At 32.4% G+C, this 16,287-nt stretch carries 13 protein-coding genes; 8 read left to right on the top strand and 5 right to left on the bottom strand.

Going from position 1 to position 16,287, the window contains the following annotated elements:
* Positions 1-91: 91 nt before the first annotated feature.
* From Q0516_RS03235 to Q0516_RS03215, 5 genes are all read right to left on the bottom strand, one after another.
* Positions 92-736 (bottom strand): HAD family phosphatase, encoded by a 645-nt coding sequence (locus tag Q0516_RS03235; protein WP_294465800.1) that lies wholly within the window; start codon positions 734-736, stop codon positions 92-94.
* A 3-nt stretch (positions 737-739) separates the two neighbouring features.
* A complete protein-coding gene (locus Q0516_RS03230; RefSeq protein WP_257480060.1) occupies positions 740-1,609 on the bottom strand; it encodes a DNA glycosylase in 870 nt (289 codons plus the stop codon).
* Positions 1,584-2,321, bottom strand: coding sequence for a methyltransferase (locus tag Q0516_RS03225; RefSeq protein ID WP_294465787.1), 738 nt, complete (start codon positions 2,319-2,321; stop codon positions 1,584-1,586). The genes Q0516_RS03230 and Q0516_RS03225 overlap by 26 nt, the downstream gene beginning before the upstream one ends.
* 360 nt (positions 2,322-2,681) lie before the next feature.
* Entirely contained in the window at positions 2,682-4,274 is a 1,593-nt protein-coding gene (locus Q0516_RS03220) for a hypothetical protein (RefSeq protein WP_294465785.1), read from the bottom strand.
* A 436-nt stretch (positions 4,275-4,710) separates the two neighbouring features.
* On the bottom strand, positions 4,711-7,080 hold the full coding sequence (locus tag Q0516_RS03215; RefSeq protein ID WP_294465782.1) for a SpoIIE family protein phosphatase: 2,370 nt from the start codon (positions 7,078-7,080) through the stop codon (positions 4,711-4,713).
* Between the two features lie 163 nt (positions 7,081-7,243).
* Between Q0516_RS03215 and Q0516_RS03210 the strand changes: the two genes are divergently transcribed.
* The 8 genes from Q0516_RS03210 (at position 7,244) to panC (ending at position 16,279) form a co-directional block, all read left to right on the top strand.
* A complete protein-coding gene (locus tag Q0516_RS03210) occupies positions 7,244-9,307 on the top strand; it encodes a U32 family peptidase (protein ID WP_294465777.1) in 2,064 nt (687 codons plus the stop codon).
* Positions 9,308-9,315: 8 nt separating this feature from the next.
* A complete protein-coding gene (locus tag Q0516_RS03205; protein ID WP_294465775.1) occupies positions 9,316-10,173 on the top strand; it encodes a PHP domain-containing protein in 858 nt (285 codons plus the stop codon).
* Between the two features lie 91 nt (positions 10,174-10,264).
* Entirely contained in the window at positions 10,265-11,527 is a 1,263-nt protein-coding gene (locus Q0516_RS03200; RefSeq protein ID WP_294465772.1) for a UDP-N-acetylglucosamine 1-carboxyvinyltransferase, read from the top strand.
* An 84-nt stretch (positions 11,528-11,611) separates the two neighbouring features.
* Entirely contained in the window at positions 11,612-12,400 is a 789-nt protein-coding gene (locus Q0516_RS03195) for an MBL fold metallo-hydrolase (protein ID WP_294465769.1), read from the top strand.
* Positions 12,401-12,409: 9 nt separating this feature from the next.
* Positions 12,410-13,528 (top strand): trypsin-like peptidase domain-containing protein, encoded by a 1,119-nt coding sequence (locus Q0516_RS03190; RefSeq protein WP_294465766.1) that lies wholly within the window; start codon positions 12,410-12,412, stop codon positions 13,526-13,528.
* A 193-nt stretch (positions 13,529-13,721) separates the two neighbouring features.
* Positions 13,722-14,591, top strand: coding sequence for a Rossmann-like and DUF2520 domain-containing protein (locus Q0516_RS03185; protein ID WP_294465762.1), 870 nt, complete (start codon positions 13,722-13,724; stop codon positions 14,589-14,591).
* A gap of 2 nt (positions 14,592-14,593) precedes the next feature.
* Positions 14,594-15,421 carry a 3-methyl-2-oxobutanoate hydroxymethyltransferase gene (gene panB, locus Q0516_RS03180; protein WP_294465760.1) on the top strand — a complete coding sequence of 276 codons (828 nt, stop codon included), beginning with the start codon at positions 14,594-14,596 and terminating at the stop codon, positions 15,419-15,421.
* 12 nt (positions 15,422-15,433) lie between these two features.
* Complete coding sequence (gene panC, locus Q0516_RS03175) at positions 15,434-16,279, top strand: pantoate--beta-alanine ligase (RefSeq protein WP_294465757.1); 846 nt, start codon at positions 15,434-15,436, stop codon at positions 16,277-16,279.
* Positions 16,280-16,287: the final 8 nt, after the last annotated feature.

Below are 16,287 nucleotides of genomic sequence, written 5' to 3'. Positions count from 1 at the left end.
GATTACTCCCTTATTTTGGAATACTATACCATATTCATTATATTTTGTCAAAGATATTATTTTTATTTTACATTTACTTTACATTCATACATTAAAATAATTCTACTTCTTTTAATGAGTTGATGTATTTATCGGTTATTTTAAGTATTTCGTCCTTATGCTCCAAGCTTTCATCTTCTTTAATTGTATATGTAAACATATTTGCAGCTTTTCCAGCTGTTGTCCCCGAAAGGGAATCTTCTATTACTATAGAATTTTTAGGTTCTACCTTTAATTTGTCCGCAATGCCTAAAAAAATATCGGGAGCAGGTTTGCTGTTCTCAACATCATTTGCTGTCAAAATCAAATCGAAGTATTTCCTTATTCCTTCCTTTTCAAGGAACCCGTCAACAAGTCTTATAGTATTGTTGGTACCTACAGCTAATTTATAACTTTTTTCCTTAGCCCTTAAAATCAGTTCTTTGGCACCGATCCTAAGAATATTTTCCGTAAGATATAGTCCGTCTACAATTTCTATCCATTCATTCATTATACTTTCTATGCTATCTTTTATTCCATAAAAGTTTTTTGCTTCTATAGCAGCTTCTTCAATGCTCATGGGTCTGAAATCAATATCCTCGCTTGAATAGTTTATACCTCTTCTCTTATTAAAGAAAATCTCATCTACTTTTTGCCATAGCGGAAGTGAGTCTACAAGTGTTCCGTCAAAATCAAATATAAGTAATTTATCATTCATAAATTATTTCTCCTTAGAAGTTTCTCTCTCATAATAAAATAAGTACTGTTGTGCTATACCTGCATATTCACCCCAGTTGTTTTTTGCGAGGTTAAATCCGTTTTCAAATGTTAAATCGGTGAGACCGTATCTGGTTTCAAATATCCTTTTTACCCAGACATCCATAGGACATAATTCTAATCTCTTAAGGGAAAAAAGTAATATGCAGTCAGAAACTTTTTCTCCCACACCCTTAATTTTCATTAATTCTTTTTTTGCTTCTGATGTTTCCATATTTGTTATTTTGTCAAGATCGATTTCCCCGGAGTTTATTTTTTTAGTGGCATCTACCAGATATTTATCTCTAAATCCCATTTTAAGTTCATGAAATTCTTCTTTTGTTATATCTTTTAAATCTTCATAAGAAGGAAATGAATAATAACTTTTTCCGTTATAAATTATCTCTTTACCGTATCTTTCGCATAAGTCGCTTATGATTTTTTTTATTCTTGGTATATTATTGTTAGCAGAAATTATAAAAGAGATAATTGTTTCAAATAAGTCTTGTTTTAAAATTCTTATTCCATTCCCATATTCAATACACTTTTTGATATGTTCATCTGTACTGATTTTTTTATCTATTTTATTATAGTCTAAATTAAAGTCAAAATAATCTACCAAAACATTATTAAAATATTCTTCTGTAGTATCATAAAAAGTAAAAGTTCCGTTATCTTCTTTTATATGTATTACTTTGCCGTTTACTACTCCTATGAATTCATCTTTTTCTATTTCGTCCCATCTGAAGCATTGTCCGCATTCAAATGTTTTCTTTAAGTTAAAATGGTCGGTCTCAGTTAAAATAATATCATTGTTTACTTGTTCTATCTTCATAATAATACTCCATAAATTCTTTTGTATATTGGTTGTTATTTTCGTACATTGTTAGCGGCGGTAATATTTTCATTGACTCTTTTGCATTTTTCACTGCTTTTAAAAGGAATAAATTCGAATTTTTATCTTTCTTTGGATAGATGAATTTCACATCTTTTACCGTAAGCTTATATTTATTTAAGGTAAGAAGTATTTCTTCAAATCTGTCTGTTCTGTGGACTAAGAAAAATTTTCCTTTATCTTTAAGTAGCTTTGATGAAATCCTTGCTATATCATCGAAGTTACATAATATCTCGTGTCGTGCTATTTTTTTGTTGTCATTTTCACTTATTATACCGCTGTTTGTTTTATAGTAGGGAGGGTTTACAGAAAGACTGTCAAATTTATTATATAAAGATTTGTCTAATTGATTTAAGTCGTTATTGATAATATCAATAGTTTCTATATTATTATATACAAGAGATTTTTTTGCTACTTCACACATATCTTTATTTACTTCGACCATGGTTATATCTTTATTTTCTTTTTTTGCATATATAAGAATAGGTATGATTCCGTTCCCGGCACAAAGGTCGATTACTTTATCGTTTCTTTTAATGAACTTTGCCATGAAGTTAGCAAGTAAAACCGCATCTACACCGAAACAAAAGCTATCGGTATCCTGATAAATATAATAATTTTTTATTTGTAAATCATCAAGTCTTAAATTCATAATCCGCTCCTAAATTACAAATATTATATCATAAAGGATAACTAATATAAAATAAAAGAAGTTCAATTATTTTTTCTAACACAAACAATGACAAAATGTTTTATTCATTTTACCTTATTTCTTTAATTTTACATTGCTCATCCTAACAATACTAAAATCAACCAATTAATTACATCATCTCCATTTTACAATAATCTCTGACTAATAGAATTCCAAAATACTTTCCCCCAAACCATATCTCCCTTAAACTTTTTATATTAGATAATTGACAATCAAACAAACATTTCCTAAGTCATATAAAGAATTTAAAAAAGCCCCCAATCAATGAGGACTTTTTATAAAATATTTAATTTATTTCTACTATCTGTTTTCTTCTCTAGCTTCTTCTCTATTCATCATATATCCAACTGCTAATTGTACCCCTGCTATTACTGCCATAACTACCGTGAATACATCTGCAATTACCATATTTCCGCTTAAATCTTGTGTTAAGAAGAATACCGCTATACTTACTATCGCCATAATGATTCCAACTAAAGTCATGCTCATTTTGCCTTCTCTTCTCATTCCTTTAAGTCCGATTACCAATGCTGATATTATGCTTAGTACTGCTAGTAATATATTTACTAATGCAAAGCTTCCCGCTTCATTTTGTTCTGCATTTGCAAGCGGTGTTTGATTATCGTTGATAGTTGTTCCTTCGCTTTGGTTTGCACCGTTAGCTAATGGTGTATTATTATCATTGATTGTAGTTGTGTTATTATTTACCGGAGTTACAACTGTTGCCGGTTGTACGTTTCCTGTGTTTGCTGCTGATGTTCCTACTGAAGCTGCAGCGTTATTTCTTGCTACTGTTGTTATTTTTACTGTTCCGGTTGTTGCTGCTTGTGTATTTCCATTGTCAGGTGTTACTATTTCTTCGTCATCGGGTGTTGTTACATTGTTATCATCGTTGTTTGGTCCTTCAGGTTTTGTCGGCTCCGCAGGTACTACAGGTTCTGCAGGTTCAATAACTTCTTTTACTTCGAATACTGCTTTGTATGTTTCATCACTTCTTACTCTGTGTCCGTCTTCAGGTAATGTACTTTCCCAGTGTGAAAATTCATATCCTTCGTCTGCTACAGGTGTTGGAACTTTAACTACGTTTTTAAATTCGCTTCCTTTATTGATGTCTGCAAATGTTGTTTCGCCTTCTAATTTACCGTTTTCTCCTGCTTCAAAGTTTACTGAGTATTTTACTGTATAATAGGGTGTAACCAATATTCTTATATTTTGATCCGCATCAAATGTAGTATATCCGAAACCTTTGCCTTCGCCTTCTGTATTGTAGTTTACTTTTGCTTCAAAACTTCCGTCATATCTTTCGCTTCTTACAGATACGATCGTTCCGGCTGGGAATGTAACTTTCTTTCCGCTTAGTGTTCCTGTTGCATCATTTAATAATGTCATTGTTACATCAAACATATATTTGTTTGTTTCTCTGTCTTTATAAAATGCTCCAAACCCTGTTATCCTGTTCTTTTCTTCGGTATATGTCTTCGCATCCGCAGGTCCTTTGTTGAAGCAGTATACGTCAAAGTATTCTTCGTCCATTACATATGTTATAGTACATGGATTAACAGCTTCTTTTGCTTCTTTTACGCTCTTTGAATTTTTAACTGCTTTTGCTTCTGGTTTTACAGCTTTTGATTCTTTAGAAGTTTCTTCTTTTACTTCTTTTTTAGCTTCAGTTTTTTCAACTTTTTCTTCTTTAACTTCTGCCTTTTCTTCTTCAGCTTCTTCTACTTCAGCTTTTACTTCTTCTTTTGCTTCTTTGTCGATAACTTCTTCGCTTACTACAGATGCTTCCTCAGCTATTTCTTCTGCTGCAAATATCGGTCCAGCACATTGCAGTACTAGTAACATACTTACCATTATCGCTACTAAAGTTTTCATACCTTTTCTATTTTTCATATCTACACCTCAACGTTTTTCTCTCTGTTTATGTTATTAGTATATTCCTTATCGGTTACACATCGGTTACATTTACAAATTAAAGTTACTTTTTTGAGATTTATTTTAAAATATTACTGTATTTTATAACTGTTTGGTTGTTTTTTATAGATTTTCTTTGATTATCAATATTATTTTATAACTTATATGTATTTTAAATTTATATGATATACAAATAATAAAATTAAAATTTTTATTTTATTAATCAATATTTGTTTTAAAAAAACATTTATGAAACAATATAGTGATATTTAAATTAATACAAAAAAATTGAATTTGATTTAATATTAATATATATATACAAACAATAATATAAATTTATTAATGAATAATTGATATTTTAGTATTATATTATTATTTTAATGATTAATAAAAAAGAACTCACTAAGGAGTTCTTTTATCCTGCTATTTCTTCTCTGACCTTGACTACAAGGATACTTACATCATCCTTTAATTTTCCGAGGCTTCTCGCATATGCTTCGTTGAATAGTTCGTCTGCTATTTTTTGAGGATTTCTGTATTCCATATTTTGTATTTTTTGTTTTATAAGTTCTCTGTCATCGGAGAATGCTTCCAAGAAGCCGTCGCTTATAAGATATAAATAATCGTTATTTTTAAGTTTTAGTTTTTCTGTAGCTAAATTTATATTTTCTATAATACCGATCGGAAGGGCCTCTCCGGTCAAGTCCATTATCTCACCGTCTCTTTTTAAATAACTTTCAAGTGCTCCGGCTTTTATAAATTCCGCTTCCGCATTATATAAATCAAACAGTACTACATCCAAAGTCGTAAATATTTCATCTTCTTCTAATGAAAGAATAGAATTGATCATATTTACACTGTTTTCTTCACCGCTTCCACAGCTAAGCATTTCTTCGAGTAAATTTAATACTCTTTCACTTTGCTTATTTGCTTTTTCTCCGCTCCCCATTCCGTCGGCGAGGGCAATTAAATGTGTGTTAGTTGGTAGAACTATATTGGAATAGTTGTCTCCGCATTCTTCTCTGTTTTCCTTTTTCTCTCTTCTGACTCCTACACTTAGAGAATAAGGCATTCTTTCCGTGAAGGTATATTCAAAAGCTTCAAAAGCCTGTTCTGTGTATGAGTTGTAATCATACATTATATTTTTACCAAGTATTTCGCTTAATAGTAGAGGTACGGTTATTCGATATTCTTCGCTTGATAATCTTTTTCCCGTCTTCAGATAAGTTTTGATTTTTCCTTGAAAGTCTTCTAAGATAACTGCTTCCTTTACGATTATTCCCATTGAGAATAATCCTTCCTTTACTTTCTTTTCATCGCTTGAAAAATAATTTAGTCCTTTTTTTATATTGTTATATATGTTATCCAAAGTTTTATTGACACTGTTAAATTCTATCTTCATAAGACTCTTGAATTTATTTAATTTATCGTTATATTCTTTTTTAAGTTTTAAATTATCACAAAGATAAGATGTGCTTTTAAACATAAAAAAGTTATATTTGCATTTATTTATAAAACTCTTAGGTAAATCTTTTTTAGATGTGATCGTTCCGTTATATGTATCGAGTATTACTTGTGAGAAATTTACAAAAGTATCTTCACCTTCTTCATTCCAGCATTTATGAAAATTCTCACAGTTTGTACAAATATCAGCGGTAAGTACTTTGCAGATACTTTTAGTCACGTTAGTATTCTCGTCTTTATTATTAAGGGTAATGTTATAGCTTACCTCGTTGATCATATTCTTTTTGTTTTCTATTTCTTCTTTTATTGTTTTCTTTATGGCATTATTGAATATATTTCCATGGTCTATGGTTTCGGTTGAGCTTAGAAATGCCATTATCCTATCATTAAACACTGCCGTGAAAATCAAAAAAGCTACAGAAGCAATCAGTATCTCTTTTATTCCTACCGTAAACATTATACTTTTATTTATATAACACGATAATGTAAGCGCCGTAAATCCAAAGATAAGAGTACTGGTTATTTTGGATATGTTTTTCGTCATTGATGCAAACAAGCATGCAACGGTAAATATAAGTATTATATCGGTATCAAATCCTCCTCTTAAAGTAAGGAGGATACTGCTTACCAGTGAAAAACTTAAACAGAGGCTTAGAGAGAAGTATGTAGCTACGAATAACAAAAGGAAGGTAGTAAAAATCATAGCTACCGATAAGGTAAATATATTTATATCTGCCGTACCAAGTAAAATAATCGAAAATACGACTCCAAGGCTTAAGGCTTCAAAGGATGAAAATTCTTTTTTTAAATCAATATTTTCAATTAAGTTATAGGCAGTATCGAAGATAAAGAAAACTATTACCAAACTAAGGGCTTCAAGTGCACAGTACATATTATTTATTGGAGGATTTTTAGCTATGTAATTCATAAGTAAGCCGCTAAATAATGTAATGACACTTGAAAGGCATGCGTATGTAGCTTTATTACTGTTTATAATATAGTTTCGGTTAAGTACGAACATCAATAATATGGAAAAAATAAGTCTTATCCCTGATGATATCCCAAGAGTAAAAGATGTTATTATCACCATAAGAACTAAGGGGATGTTTGAAAGTTCTTCTTTATAAATGATAAAAGCACTGATACCGAAAACAAAAGGTAAAGTGTAGGAAAAGAATATACTAAAGCTACCGAGAATGGACAAAATCGTTATGATTATGTTTTTATATAGGGTAAAATTGTTTTTTTTAGTCTCTTTTTCTTTTTTTATGTTTTTATTATATGTATTGTTTATTTTAATAATTCCTTCTCTACTTATCATTTTAAGCCTCCTATAAGTTATAAAAAAATTATAGAAATAATCCATGGAGAAATTTGGTGAAATCTAGCAGAATTCTAAAAAAAATAAAAAAGCATTCAAATATTTGTATTTAAATAGCTATTATTATATACTTACATTGAAATAAATATTTGAAGGTACTTTTATGATAGTTAATGGAAATGAAATAGAAATTTTAGCACCTGCCGGGAGTTTTGATAATTTAAAGACGGCTATTTTATCTGGAGCCGATAGCGTATATTTTGGGCTTTCTAATTTTAATGCAAGGAGAAATGCCGAGAATTTCTCTGAATTTGAAGATATAAAAAAAGCAGTTGATTTTTGTCATTTAAGAGGTAAGAAGGCTCATGTGACATTGAATACATTGGTTTACGACAATGAAATAAAAGATTTAATAGAAGAGATTGAAGTTATTAATAAAGTGGGTTTTGATGCGATCATTGTTCAGGACCTTGGAGTAATAAATATTTTAAGACAAATTTCAAAGGTTCCTCTTCATGCTTCCACCCAGCTTAGTGTGCATAATGTGAGTGATGCAAAGAAACTTAAGGATATGGGGTTTGACAGAGTCGTCCTTTCAAGGGAACTTTCTTTGAATGAAATAAAAAGAATTATGGATGAAGTCGATGTAGAAGTTGAAATTTTTATTCATGGAGCTTTATGCATGAGTGTTTCCGGGCAGTGTTATTTTTCTTCCGCTCTGGGAGAACGAAGCGGGAACAGGGGGCTATGTGCCGGGGTATGCAGGCTTCCTTTCTGTGTTAAAGATAAGGGAAGGTATAATTTGTCTCTTAAAGATGTTTGTTATATAGATTATATAGAAGAGTTTGCAAATTTGGGGATTGCTTCTTTAAAAATCGAAGGCAGAATGAAGAGCAATGAATATGTAAAAAGCGTGGTAAGTGAAATAAGAAATAAAATAGAGTCTGGAAAATATAATAAGGAACTGCTCAAAGATGTGTTTTCCAGAAGCGGTTTTACCGACGGATATATAACGGGAAAAAGAAATAATATGTTTGGTATAAGAAGTGAAGAAGATAAATCTTATACAAAAGCAGCAGTTGATGAAATAAGAAATAAAGATATTCATGAAGATAAAGTCAAAGTAAATATAAAGTATGATTTTTCATTGGGTAAAAATGCTTGTCTTAAAATGATCGATGAAGATAATAATAGAGTTTTTGTTAAAAGTGATATAATTGAAGAAGCAAAAAATAAACCGACCACAAAAGAAAATATTGAAAAAAATTTATTAAAGTTAGGTTCAACTGTTTATCACGCAGAAAATATTACCGGAATATCAGATGAAAATATATTTTTACCTGTTTCTAAAATAAATGAAATCAGAAGAAATGCTACAGATAAATTGGACGAAATCAGACTTAGTAAATTCCCTTCATATGATATAGACAAATTAACAAAATTAAAAGATAAAATCAGACCTATAGGTAGTAAAAATATATCTGTCATAAATGATTTAAGTATACTCGATGATTTTATACTTGATTATTTTGATGAAATATATATTCCTTTACTTGATATTAGTAAATTAAATAAAGATTTAATCGATAAATACAAAGATAAAATCGGAGTAGAAATCCCCAGGGTATATTTCGATGATGAGACAGATATAAATAAAAACCTTTTAAAGGCAAAAGAGTTCGGGATTAAAAAAGGATTAGCTCATACGATAGGTAAAATTGCCATGTTGGATGAACTTGACTTTAAAATAATGACGGGCTTTGGGACGAATATCACCAATTCATATTCTGTTGATTTATTGGAAAAAGAAATACATAATATAAAAAATATTACACTTTCCTTTGAAAATACCATAAATAATATAAATAAAATCAAGACAAATACGGAATTATCAATTATAGTATATGGGTATCTTCCTTTGATGACTGCAAGGAACTGTCCGGTAAAAGAAGAGATAGGATGTAAAAACTGCAATAAAAATCAGTATTTGACAGATAGAATGGATAAAAAGTTTAGAGTAAAATGTAACGGACAAACCAGCGAAATTTATAATACATATCCTTTATGTATATTTGACAAACTTGATAGATTAGATAGTGATATTAATAAAATATTTATGTTTAATGATGAAAATATATATGATATAAAAAAAGTAATAACACACTATGAAAAAAAGGAAATGATTAGTGATAGTACAAGAGGGTGCTATTTTAGAAAGCTATTATAGGAGGGAAAATGGACAGGTTAGATTTTCATATTCATACAAATGCTTCCGACGGAAGCTGGGACAGTGAAGAGACAGTAAAAAATGTTAAAGAGGCAGGACTTAAATATTTTGCGATATCGGATCATGACAGCATTTCGAATGTTAAACTTACGGAGTATATTGCAAATAATGAAGGTCTAAACTTCATAAGGGCAACAGAAATATGTTCTAAATCATTTGATAAGGAAATACACATACTTGGATATGATATAGATATTGACGATATCGATCTTACTTATACGATGACCAGAACAAGAAGAGTAAGACAAAACAGAGATACCAGGATAATAAAATGGGTAGAAAAAAATTGTGATAATGGTGTAAGTTTAGAGGAATATAATATCTATAAAATGAAGGAAATGGCGGGACTTCCCATAATGAATTATCTTGCAGAAAAAGGAGTATGCGAAGGTGTAGAAGCATTTAATAAAGTTAAAGCTCAAGTTCCCGTGCCAAAAGATGAAGATTTGATTTCTTCCGAAGAAGTAATCAAAGTAATAAAAAATGCAGGTGGCGTTGCGGTCCTTGCACATCCTTCTTATTATTACCCGGGAAATGTAATGAGTGAAGATATGTTGAATTACTATTTGGATATAGGTATCGACGGACTTGAATGTTACAGCTCATATAATCCGTTAAAAGAACAAAACAAGTATTACTTCGATTATTGTAAGAAGAATGACTTGATAGTCAGCGGCGGCTCCGATTGCCACGGCAGTGTTTATAAAACTAGATTTGCGGGTATTCCAAAAGTAAAATTAAGTGATACAAATCTGCTTGCAAGAACAAGGAGTTATAAGCATTTACAGGACAGTCCATGTTTCTAGGTATAAATAATATTTAATAACTCTTTATTTTTAGTATTAATTTTAGTATAATTAATTAGCTAAGGGGAAAAAGAATAAAAGGAAGAAAAATATGGAAAAAATTATTATTAACGGTGGCAGAAGACTTACCGGAGAAGTGACTATAACCGGTGCTAAAAATGCGGCTCTCGGGATATTACCCGCAACCGTTCTGGCATCCGATAAATTTTTAATAGAAAATTTACCTGATATACAAGATATCAGAAATTATATAAGCATAATGAAAAAACTCGGAGCTAAAATCAGAAAAACGAGTAAAGGCTTAAGTATAGATACAACAGCAATAGCGGACTGCACCAGCGAAGAAATTGCAGATGAAAGTACAAAAATGAGAGCGAGTTATTATCTCCTCGGTGCTTTACTTGGACGAAACGGATTTGTTGAACTTCCTCCTCCGGGGGGATGTGATATAGGTGCGAGACCGATAGACCTTCATATCAAAGGATTTGAAGCCTTGGGTGCAAAAGTAGATGTAAAAGGCTCAATAAAAATCGAAGCACCTTATGGTCTCAAAGGTACCAATATATATATGGATGTTGCAAGTGTTGGGGCTACCATTAATATTATGCTCGCAGCAGTAAAGGCAGAAGGGCTTACCATTATAGAAAATGCAGCAAAGGAACCTCACGTTGTTGATATTGCAAACTTTTTAAATCTTATGGGTGCAAAAATAAAAGGTGCGGGTACCGATGTTATCAGGATAATGGGAGTCGAAGAGCTTCACGGATGTGAATATTCTGTAGTTCCCGATCAAATTACCGCGGGAACATATATGATAGCTGCGGCTGCAACAAAAGGGGATGTACTTATAAAAAATGTAATCCCTCCTCATTTGGATTCGATTACTGCTAAGCTTATCGAGATGGGCGCGGACGTTAATGTCGATGAAGACGATAATATAAGGGTAGTGGGAAGAGAATATATCAAGCCTTGTAATGTCAAGACTTTGCCTTATCCCGGATTTCCTACTGACTTGCAACAGCCCATGGGGCTTATTATGTGTCTTGCAAACGGTGTAAGTTCCATTACGGAAAGTATATTTGAAAATCGTTTCAGATATGTAACGGAGCTTCAAAAAATGGGAGCAAATGTAAGAGTGAACGGAAACACTGCGGTGTTCACGGGTCCGAGCGAATTATATGGAACAAAGATACAGGCAACAGACCTTAGAGCAGGAGCTGCAATGATACTTGCGGGGCTCGTAGCAAAAGGAACTACAGAAATTACAAATCTTAAATATATAGACAGAGGATATGAAAATATCGAAGAAAACTTCAGAAATTTAGGAGCGGACATAAAGAGAGTTGATTCGTAACCTTTTCCCCTTATTTTATAAGGGGATTTTTAATATTAAATTATATATTTAAATATAGAATGCATAGAATTAATAGGAGAATAAATGAAATTTACTAATCTTTTTTCCTCATCCAGAGGTAATAGTCTGCTTGTGGAAAGCGAAAATACTAAAATTTTGGTTGACGCGGGTCTTCCCGGCAGTACTATAGTAAATGAACTAAAAAAAATAGATGTTGAAATAGGCGATATAGATGCAATTCTTATCACTCATGAACATAGTGATCATATAAAAGGTGCAGGGGTATTATCAAGAAGAGCCGATATCCCCATATATTTACATAGAGCCGCCTGTGATACCGTACTCAAAAAGGTTGGCAGCGTAAAAGAAGAAAATATATATAGGATTGAAGAAGAAATCCCTTTTTATATAAATGACGTTCTTATAAATAGTTTTTCCATTCCCCATGATGCGGTTGCACCCATAGGCTTTACAATAGATGACGGAAAAACAAAATGCGGAGTTGCAACGGATATGGGAATGATAATAGAAGATGTAATAGAAAATTTAAAGGAATGTAAATTTGTTTTTCTTGAAGCAAATCATGATGAGAATATGCTTAAGAAAGGTTCATATCCGATGCATTTGAAACAAAGGATTTTATCTCCGTTCGGGCATTTATCAAATAATGACAGCGGAAAAGTATTAAGTGAGCTCATTAAGGGCAAAACTGAAAGGGTAAGGCTTGGACATTTAAGCGAAGAAAACAATATAAGTACTATTGCTTATGAAACTGTAAAAAATGTAGCCCTTGACAGTGATATCAAAGAGGGTAAAGATTATATCTTGGATGTTGCGAACAGGATCGGTGTCAATGGTATTGTAGAATTTTAGGAGGAGAATATGAGAGAAAAGAGAAGCGGTTTAACTATTTTCTTTTTAGGGCTGATAATCGGAGGAATTCTTTTCGGTTCCGTTGCTTTTTTGGTAACTAATTACAGAATGGAAAAAATGATAGATGAAAAAATAGGTACTGTCAGTCAAGGCAGTGGAAATAGCTCTGGTTCATCTTCGGCTACGACTTTAAAATCCAGTACGACAGAGAAAGTTGCGGCAAGTGTTACGCCTGCTGTCGTTGGTATAGAAACTACGGAACTAAGTAAAGATATGTTTAACAGAGAGTACGAAAGCAGTGGTGTAGGAACCGGATTTATAGTAGATAAAAATGGGATAATCGTTACAAATCAGCATGTGGTAAGCGATAATCCCAAACAAATAAACGTTACTTTGAAAGACGGAACAAGTTATGAAGCTAAAGTAGTATTCAAATCAGATACTGTAGATTTAGCTGTAATAAAGATAAATGCAAAGAATTTACCAGTCGTTAATTTAGGGGACAGTGAAAAGATAAATATAGGACAGACGGCTATTGCAATAGGAAATCCTTTGGGGCTTACTTTTGAAAGAAGCGTAACTCAGGGGATAGTGAGCGCCTTAAACAGAAGCATTGCAGTTGATAATAAGACAATAGCCGAGGATCTTATACAAACCGACGCTTCGATAAATGCCGGCAACAGCGGAGGACCTCTGTTAAATCTTGCCGGAGAAGTGATTGGTATAAACACTTATAAAATACAGTCCGGTGAAGGTTTGGGTTTTGCAATACCTATAAATATAGTGAAGCCTATAATAAACCAAATCAAAGAAAAAGGTTCTTTCACGCCTACAGTCATCGGGATAGAAGGTGTAGATAAGGAAATTGCGAGATACTATACTGAAAATGAAAAGTTACAAGTAGATAAGGGTATATTGATAGTAGGAGTTGTAAATGGCTCGGGTGCCGCAAAAGCAGGGATAAAGGAAAATGATGTTATTACAAAAGTAGACGGTGTGGAAGTCAATAATATGTTAAAATTCAGAGAACAACTTTATTACCACAGACCGGGCGAAAAGATAAAAATCACTTATGAACGAAACGGGAAAGCAAATACTGTTGAGGTCGAATTAAGTAAATCAAAATAATCATAAGAGCAGAGTAATCTGCTCTTTTTTTGTGATTAAATATATTTAAATAGTTGTTTTTTATTTACAAATACTAACCTTAGTGATATTATGTAGGCGGATGGTATTCATTTTGAAACTATACCGTGGTAAATATTTTGTTTTTCATTCTATGTAATTAGAATTAAAGCTTTTATCGAAGGAAAGAGACTTTATGGCATCACCGAAAGAGGGTGGTAGAATGAAAATAGGATTTGTTGGTGCGGGAAAAGTAGGAGTCAGTCTCGGCAAATACTTTAAACTGCATAAAAAAGATGTTATTGGGTATTACAGCAAAAATCCCGATTCTGCACGTGAAGCAGCTAAATTCACGGATACTGATTATTTTAGTACATTATATGATATATTAAATTCATGTGATGCATTGTTCCTGACAGTACCGGATAAAGATATCGGTAGGGTTTGGGAAAGTCTAAAAGATTTCGAAATTAAAAATAAAATATTTTGTCACTGTAGCGGAGCATTATCTTCCGCAGTCTTTCAAAAAGGTGACCGAGAGGTTCTCGGTTATTCCATTCATCCAATGTATGCTTTTAACGATAAGTATACGTCTTATAAGGAACTCTCCAATGCTTATTTTACAATTGAAGGAAATAAAAAATATTTAGACTTTTTTAAGTGTTTTTTTGAGAGCATGGGAAATCCTGTCAAAATAATTTCTGAGGATAATAAAAGTAAATATCATGCGTCATGTGTTTACGTGAGTAATTTAGTTATCGCATTAGTAAATATGGGAGCTGATTTGCTTATTGAAAGCGGATTTAAAAAAGAGGAAGCAATAGATGCTTTAATGCCGCTTTTTATGAATAATGCAAATAATATAGCTGAAAGAGGGCTTATAGATTCTCTTACCGGACCTATTGAAAGAAATGATATTACTACCGTAATGAAGCATTTAAATGTATTAAGTAATGAAGCAAAAGATATTTATAAATTATTATCATTGGGACTAATAGATATTGCCGAAGAGAAATATGAAAATACTGATTATGGCAATATAAAGAAAATATTGAAAGAGGAATAAGGATGAAAAATACTTCAGCAACTTTTAAAAGTGCAAAAGAAAGTAATGAAAAATTATCTATGCTTACCGCATATGATTACTCTACCGCAAAATTAATGGATGAGGCCGGTATCAACGGGATACTCGTTGGTGATTCACTAGGCAATGTAATCCTTGGTTATGAAGATACCATATCCGTTACCATGGAAGATATGATACATCACGCAAGAGCCGTTGCAAGGGGTGCAAAAAACGCTTTGGTAGTCGTGGATATGCCCTTTATGTCATATCAAACCTCTGTTTACGATGCGGTAAAAAATGCGGGTAGGCTAATGAAAGAAGGACGAGCGGGAGCTGTCAAGCTTGAGGGCGGAAAAGAAGTTAGTGAGGCTATAAATGCAATAACTAATGCGGGTATTCCCGTAATGGCTCATTTAGGACTTACTCCCCAGAGTATAAACGCTTTTGGCGGGTTTAAAGTTCAGGGAAAGAGTGAAGAGGCGGCAAAAAAACTGCTTGAAGACGCTAAAGAGATTGAAAAAGCGGGGGCATTTGCCTTGGTACTGGAATGTGTCCCTGAAAAGCTTGCAAAGCTTATAACCGAGAGTATAAGTATTCCTACAATAGGTATAGGTGCAGGAAAATACTGTGACGGACAAATACTCGTATATCAGGATATGCTTGGAATGTTTTCGGATTTTACTCCTAAATTCGTTAAGAAATACGCGGATATCGGAAGTGTGATGAAAGAAGCGTTTAAACAATATCATAATGAGATAAATAAAGGTGTATTCCCAAGTTCGGAAAATACTTATAAAATAGATGATGAAGTAATAGAGAAATTATATTGATCGGAGAATGAAATGGAATTAGTACATAATATAGAAGAAGTTAGAAGCATAGTAAGTTCATGGAAAAAAGAAGGTTTAAGCGTTGGTCTTGTGCCTACAATGGGTTATCTTCACGAAGGACATCAAAGCCTTATAAAAAAAGCCGTAGAGGAAAATGACAGAGTCGTTGTAAGTATCTTTGTAAATCCCATGCAGTTTGGGGAAAACGAAGACTTAGAAACTTATCCCAGAGATTTGAATAAAGACAGCAAGCTATGTGATGAGGCGGGTGCCGATTTGATTTTTAATCCCGAGCCGGAAGAAATGTACAAAGAAGGATTTTGTTCTTATGTAGATATGAATGGTCTTACAACAGAACTTTGCGGAAAATCAAGACCCATACATTTCAGAGGTGTTATGACCGTTGTAACAAAATTATTTAATATAGTGACACCCGACAGAGTATACTTTGGAATGAAAGACGCACAGCAGTTATGCGTGATAAAGAGGATGGTAAAAGATTTAAATATGGATATTGATGTTATAGGCTGTCCTATAATAAGAGAGAAAGACGGTCTGGCGAAAAGTTCTAGAAATACATATTTAAATAAAGAAGAAAGAAAAGCTGCCCTTATTTTATATAAGACGATTTCTCTGGGAAAAGACTTGCTGGTATCGGGAGAAAGAGATGTAAATACGATAATTAATAAAATGAAAGACAATATAAATAAAGAACCGCTTGCTAAAATTGATTATGTAGAAGCCGTAGATTTGGAGACAGTTGAAAAAATCGATGTAATAAAAGGTAAGGTGCTTATTGCTATGGCAGTGTATATTGGTAAAACCAGACTTATTGATAACTTTACGTTTGAATGCTAGGAGGAAAT

Source organism: uncultured Anaerofustis sp., from assembly GCF_938029165.1.
Taxonomy (GTDB): Bacteria; Bacillota; Clostridia; order Eubacteriales; family Anaerofustaceae; genus Anaerofustis.
This window is presented reverse-complemented; position numbering and strand designations above follow the sequence as displayed.

Excerpts from the sequence above, each read along its gene's own strand:
- Q0516_RS03210 (WP_294465777.1), top strand. The coding sequence starts at position 7,244 with ATGATAGTTAATGGAAATGAAATAGAAATTTTAGCACCTGCCGGGAGT.
- Q0516_RS03195 (WP_294465769.1), top strand. The coding sequence starts at position 11,612 with ATGAAATTTACTAATCTTTTTTCCTCATCCAGAGGTAATAGTCTGCTT.
- Q0516_RS03220 (WP_294465785.1), bottom strand. The coding sequence starts at position 4,274 with ATGAAAAATAGAAAAGGTATGAAAACTTTAGTAGCGATAATGGTAAGT.
- panC (WP_294465757.1), top strand. The coding sequence starts at position 15,434 with ATGGAATTAGTACATAATATAGAAGAAGTTAGAAGCATAGTAAGTTCA.
- Q0516_RS03200 (WP_294465772.1), top strand. The coding sequence starts at position 10,265 with ATGGAAAAAATTATTATTAACGGTGGCAGAAGACTTACCGGAGAAGTG.
- Q0516_RS03215 (WP_294465782.1), bottom strand. The coding sequence starts at position 7,080 with ATGATAAGTAGAGAAGGAATTATTAAAATAAACAATACATATAATAAA.
- Q0516_RS03235 (WP_294465800.1), bottom strand. The coding sequence starts at position 736 with ATGAATGATAAATTACTTATATTTGATTTTGACGGAACACTTGTAGAC.
- Q0516_RS03185 (WP_294465762.1), top strand. The coding sequence starts at position 13,722 with ATGGCATCACCGAAAGAGGGTGGTAGAATGAAAATAGGATTTGTTGGT.
- panB (WP_294465760.1), top strand. The coding sequence starts at position 14,594 with ATGAAAAATACTTCAGCAACTTTTAAAAGTGCAAAAGAAAGTAATGAA.
- Q0516_RS03230 (WP_257480060.1), bottom strand. The coding sequence starts at position 1,609 with ATGAAGATAGAACAAGTAAACAATGATATTATTTTAACTGAGACCGAC.
- Q0516_RS03190 (WP_294465766.1), top strand. The coding sequence starts at position 12,410 with ATGAGAGAAAAGAGAAGCGGTTTAACTATTTTCTTTTTAGGGCTGATA.
- Q0516_RS03205 (WP_294465775.1), top strand. The coding sequence starts at position 9,316 with ATGGACAGGTTAGATTTTCATATTCATACAAATGCTTCCGACGGAAGC.
- Q0516_RS03225 (WP_294465787.1), bottom strand. The coding sequence starts at position 2,321 with ATGAATTTAAGACTTGATGATTTACAAATAAAAAATTATTATATTTAT.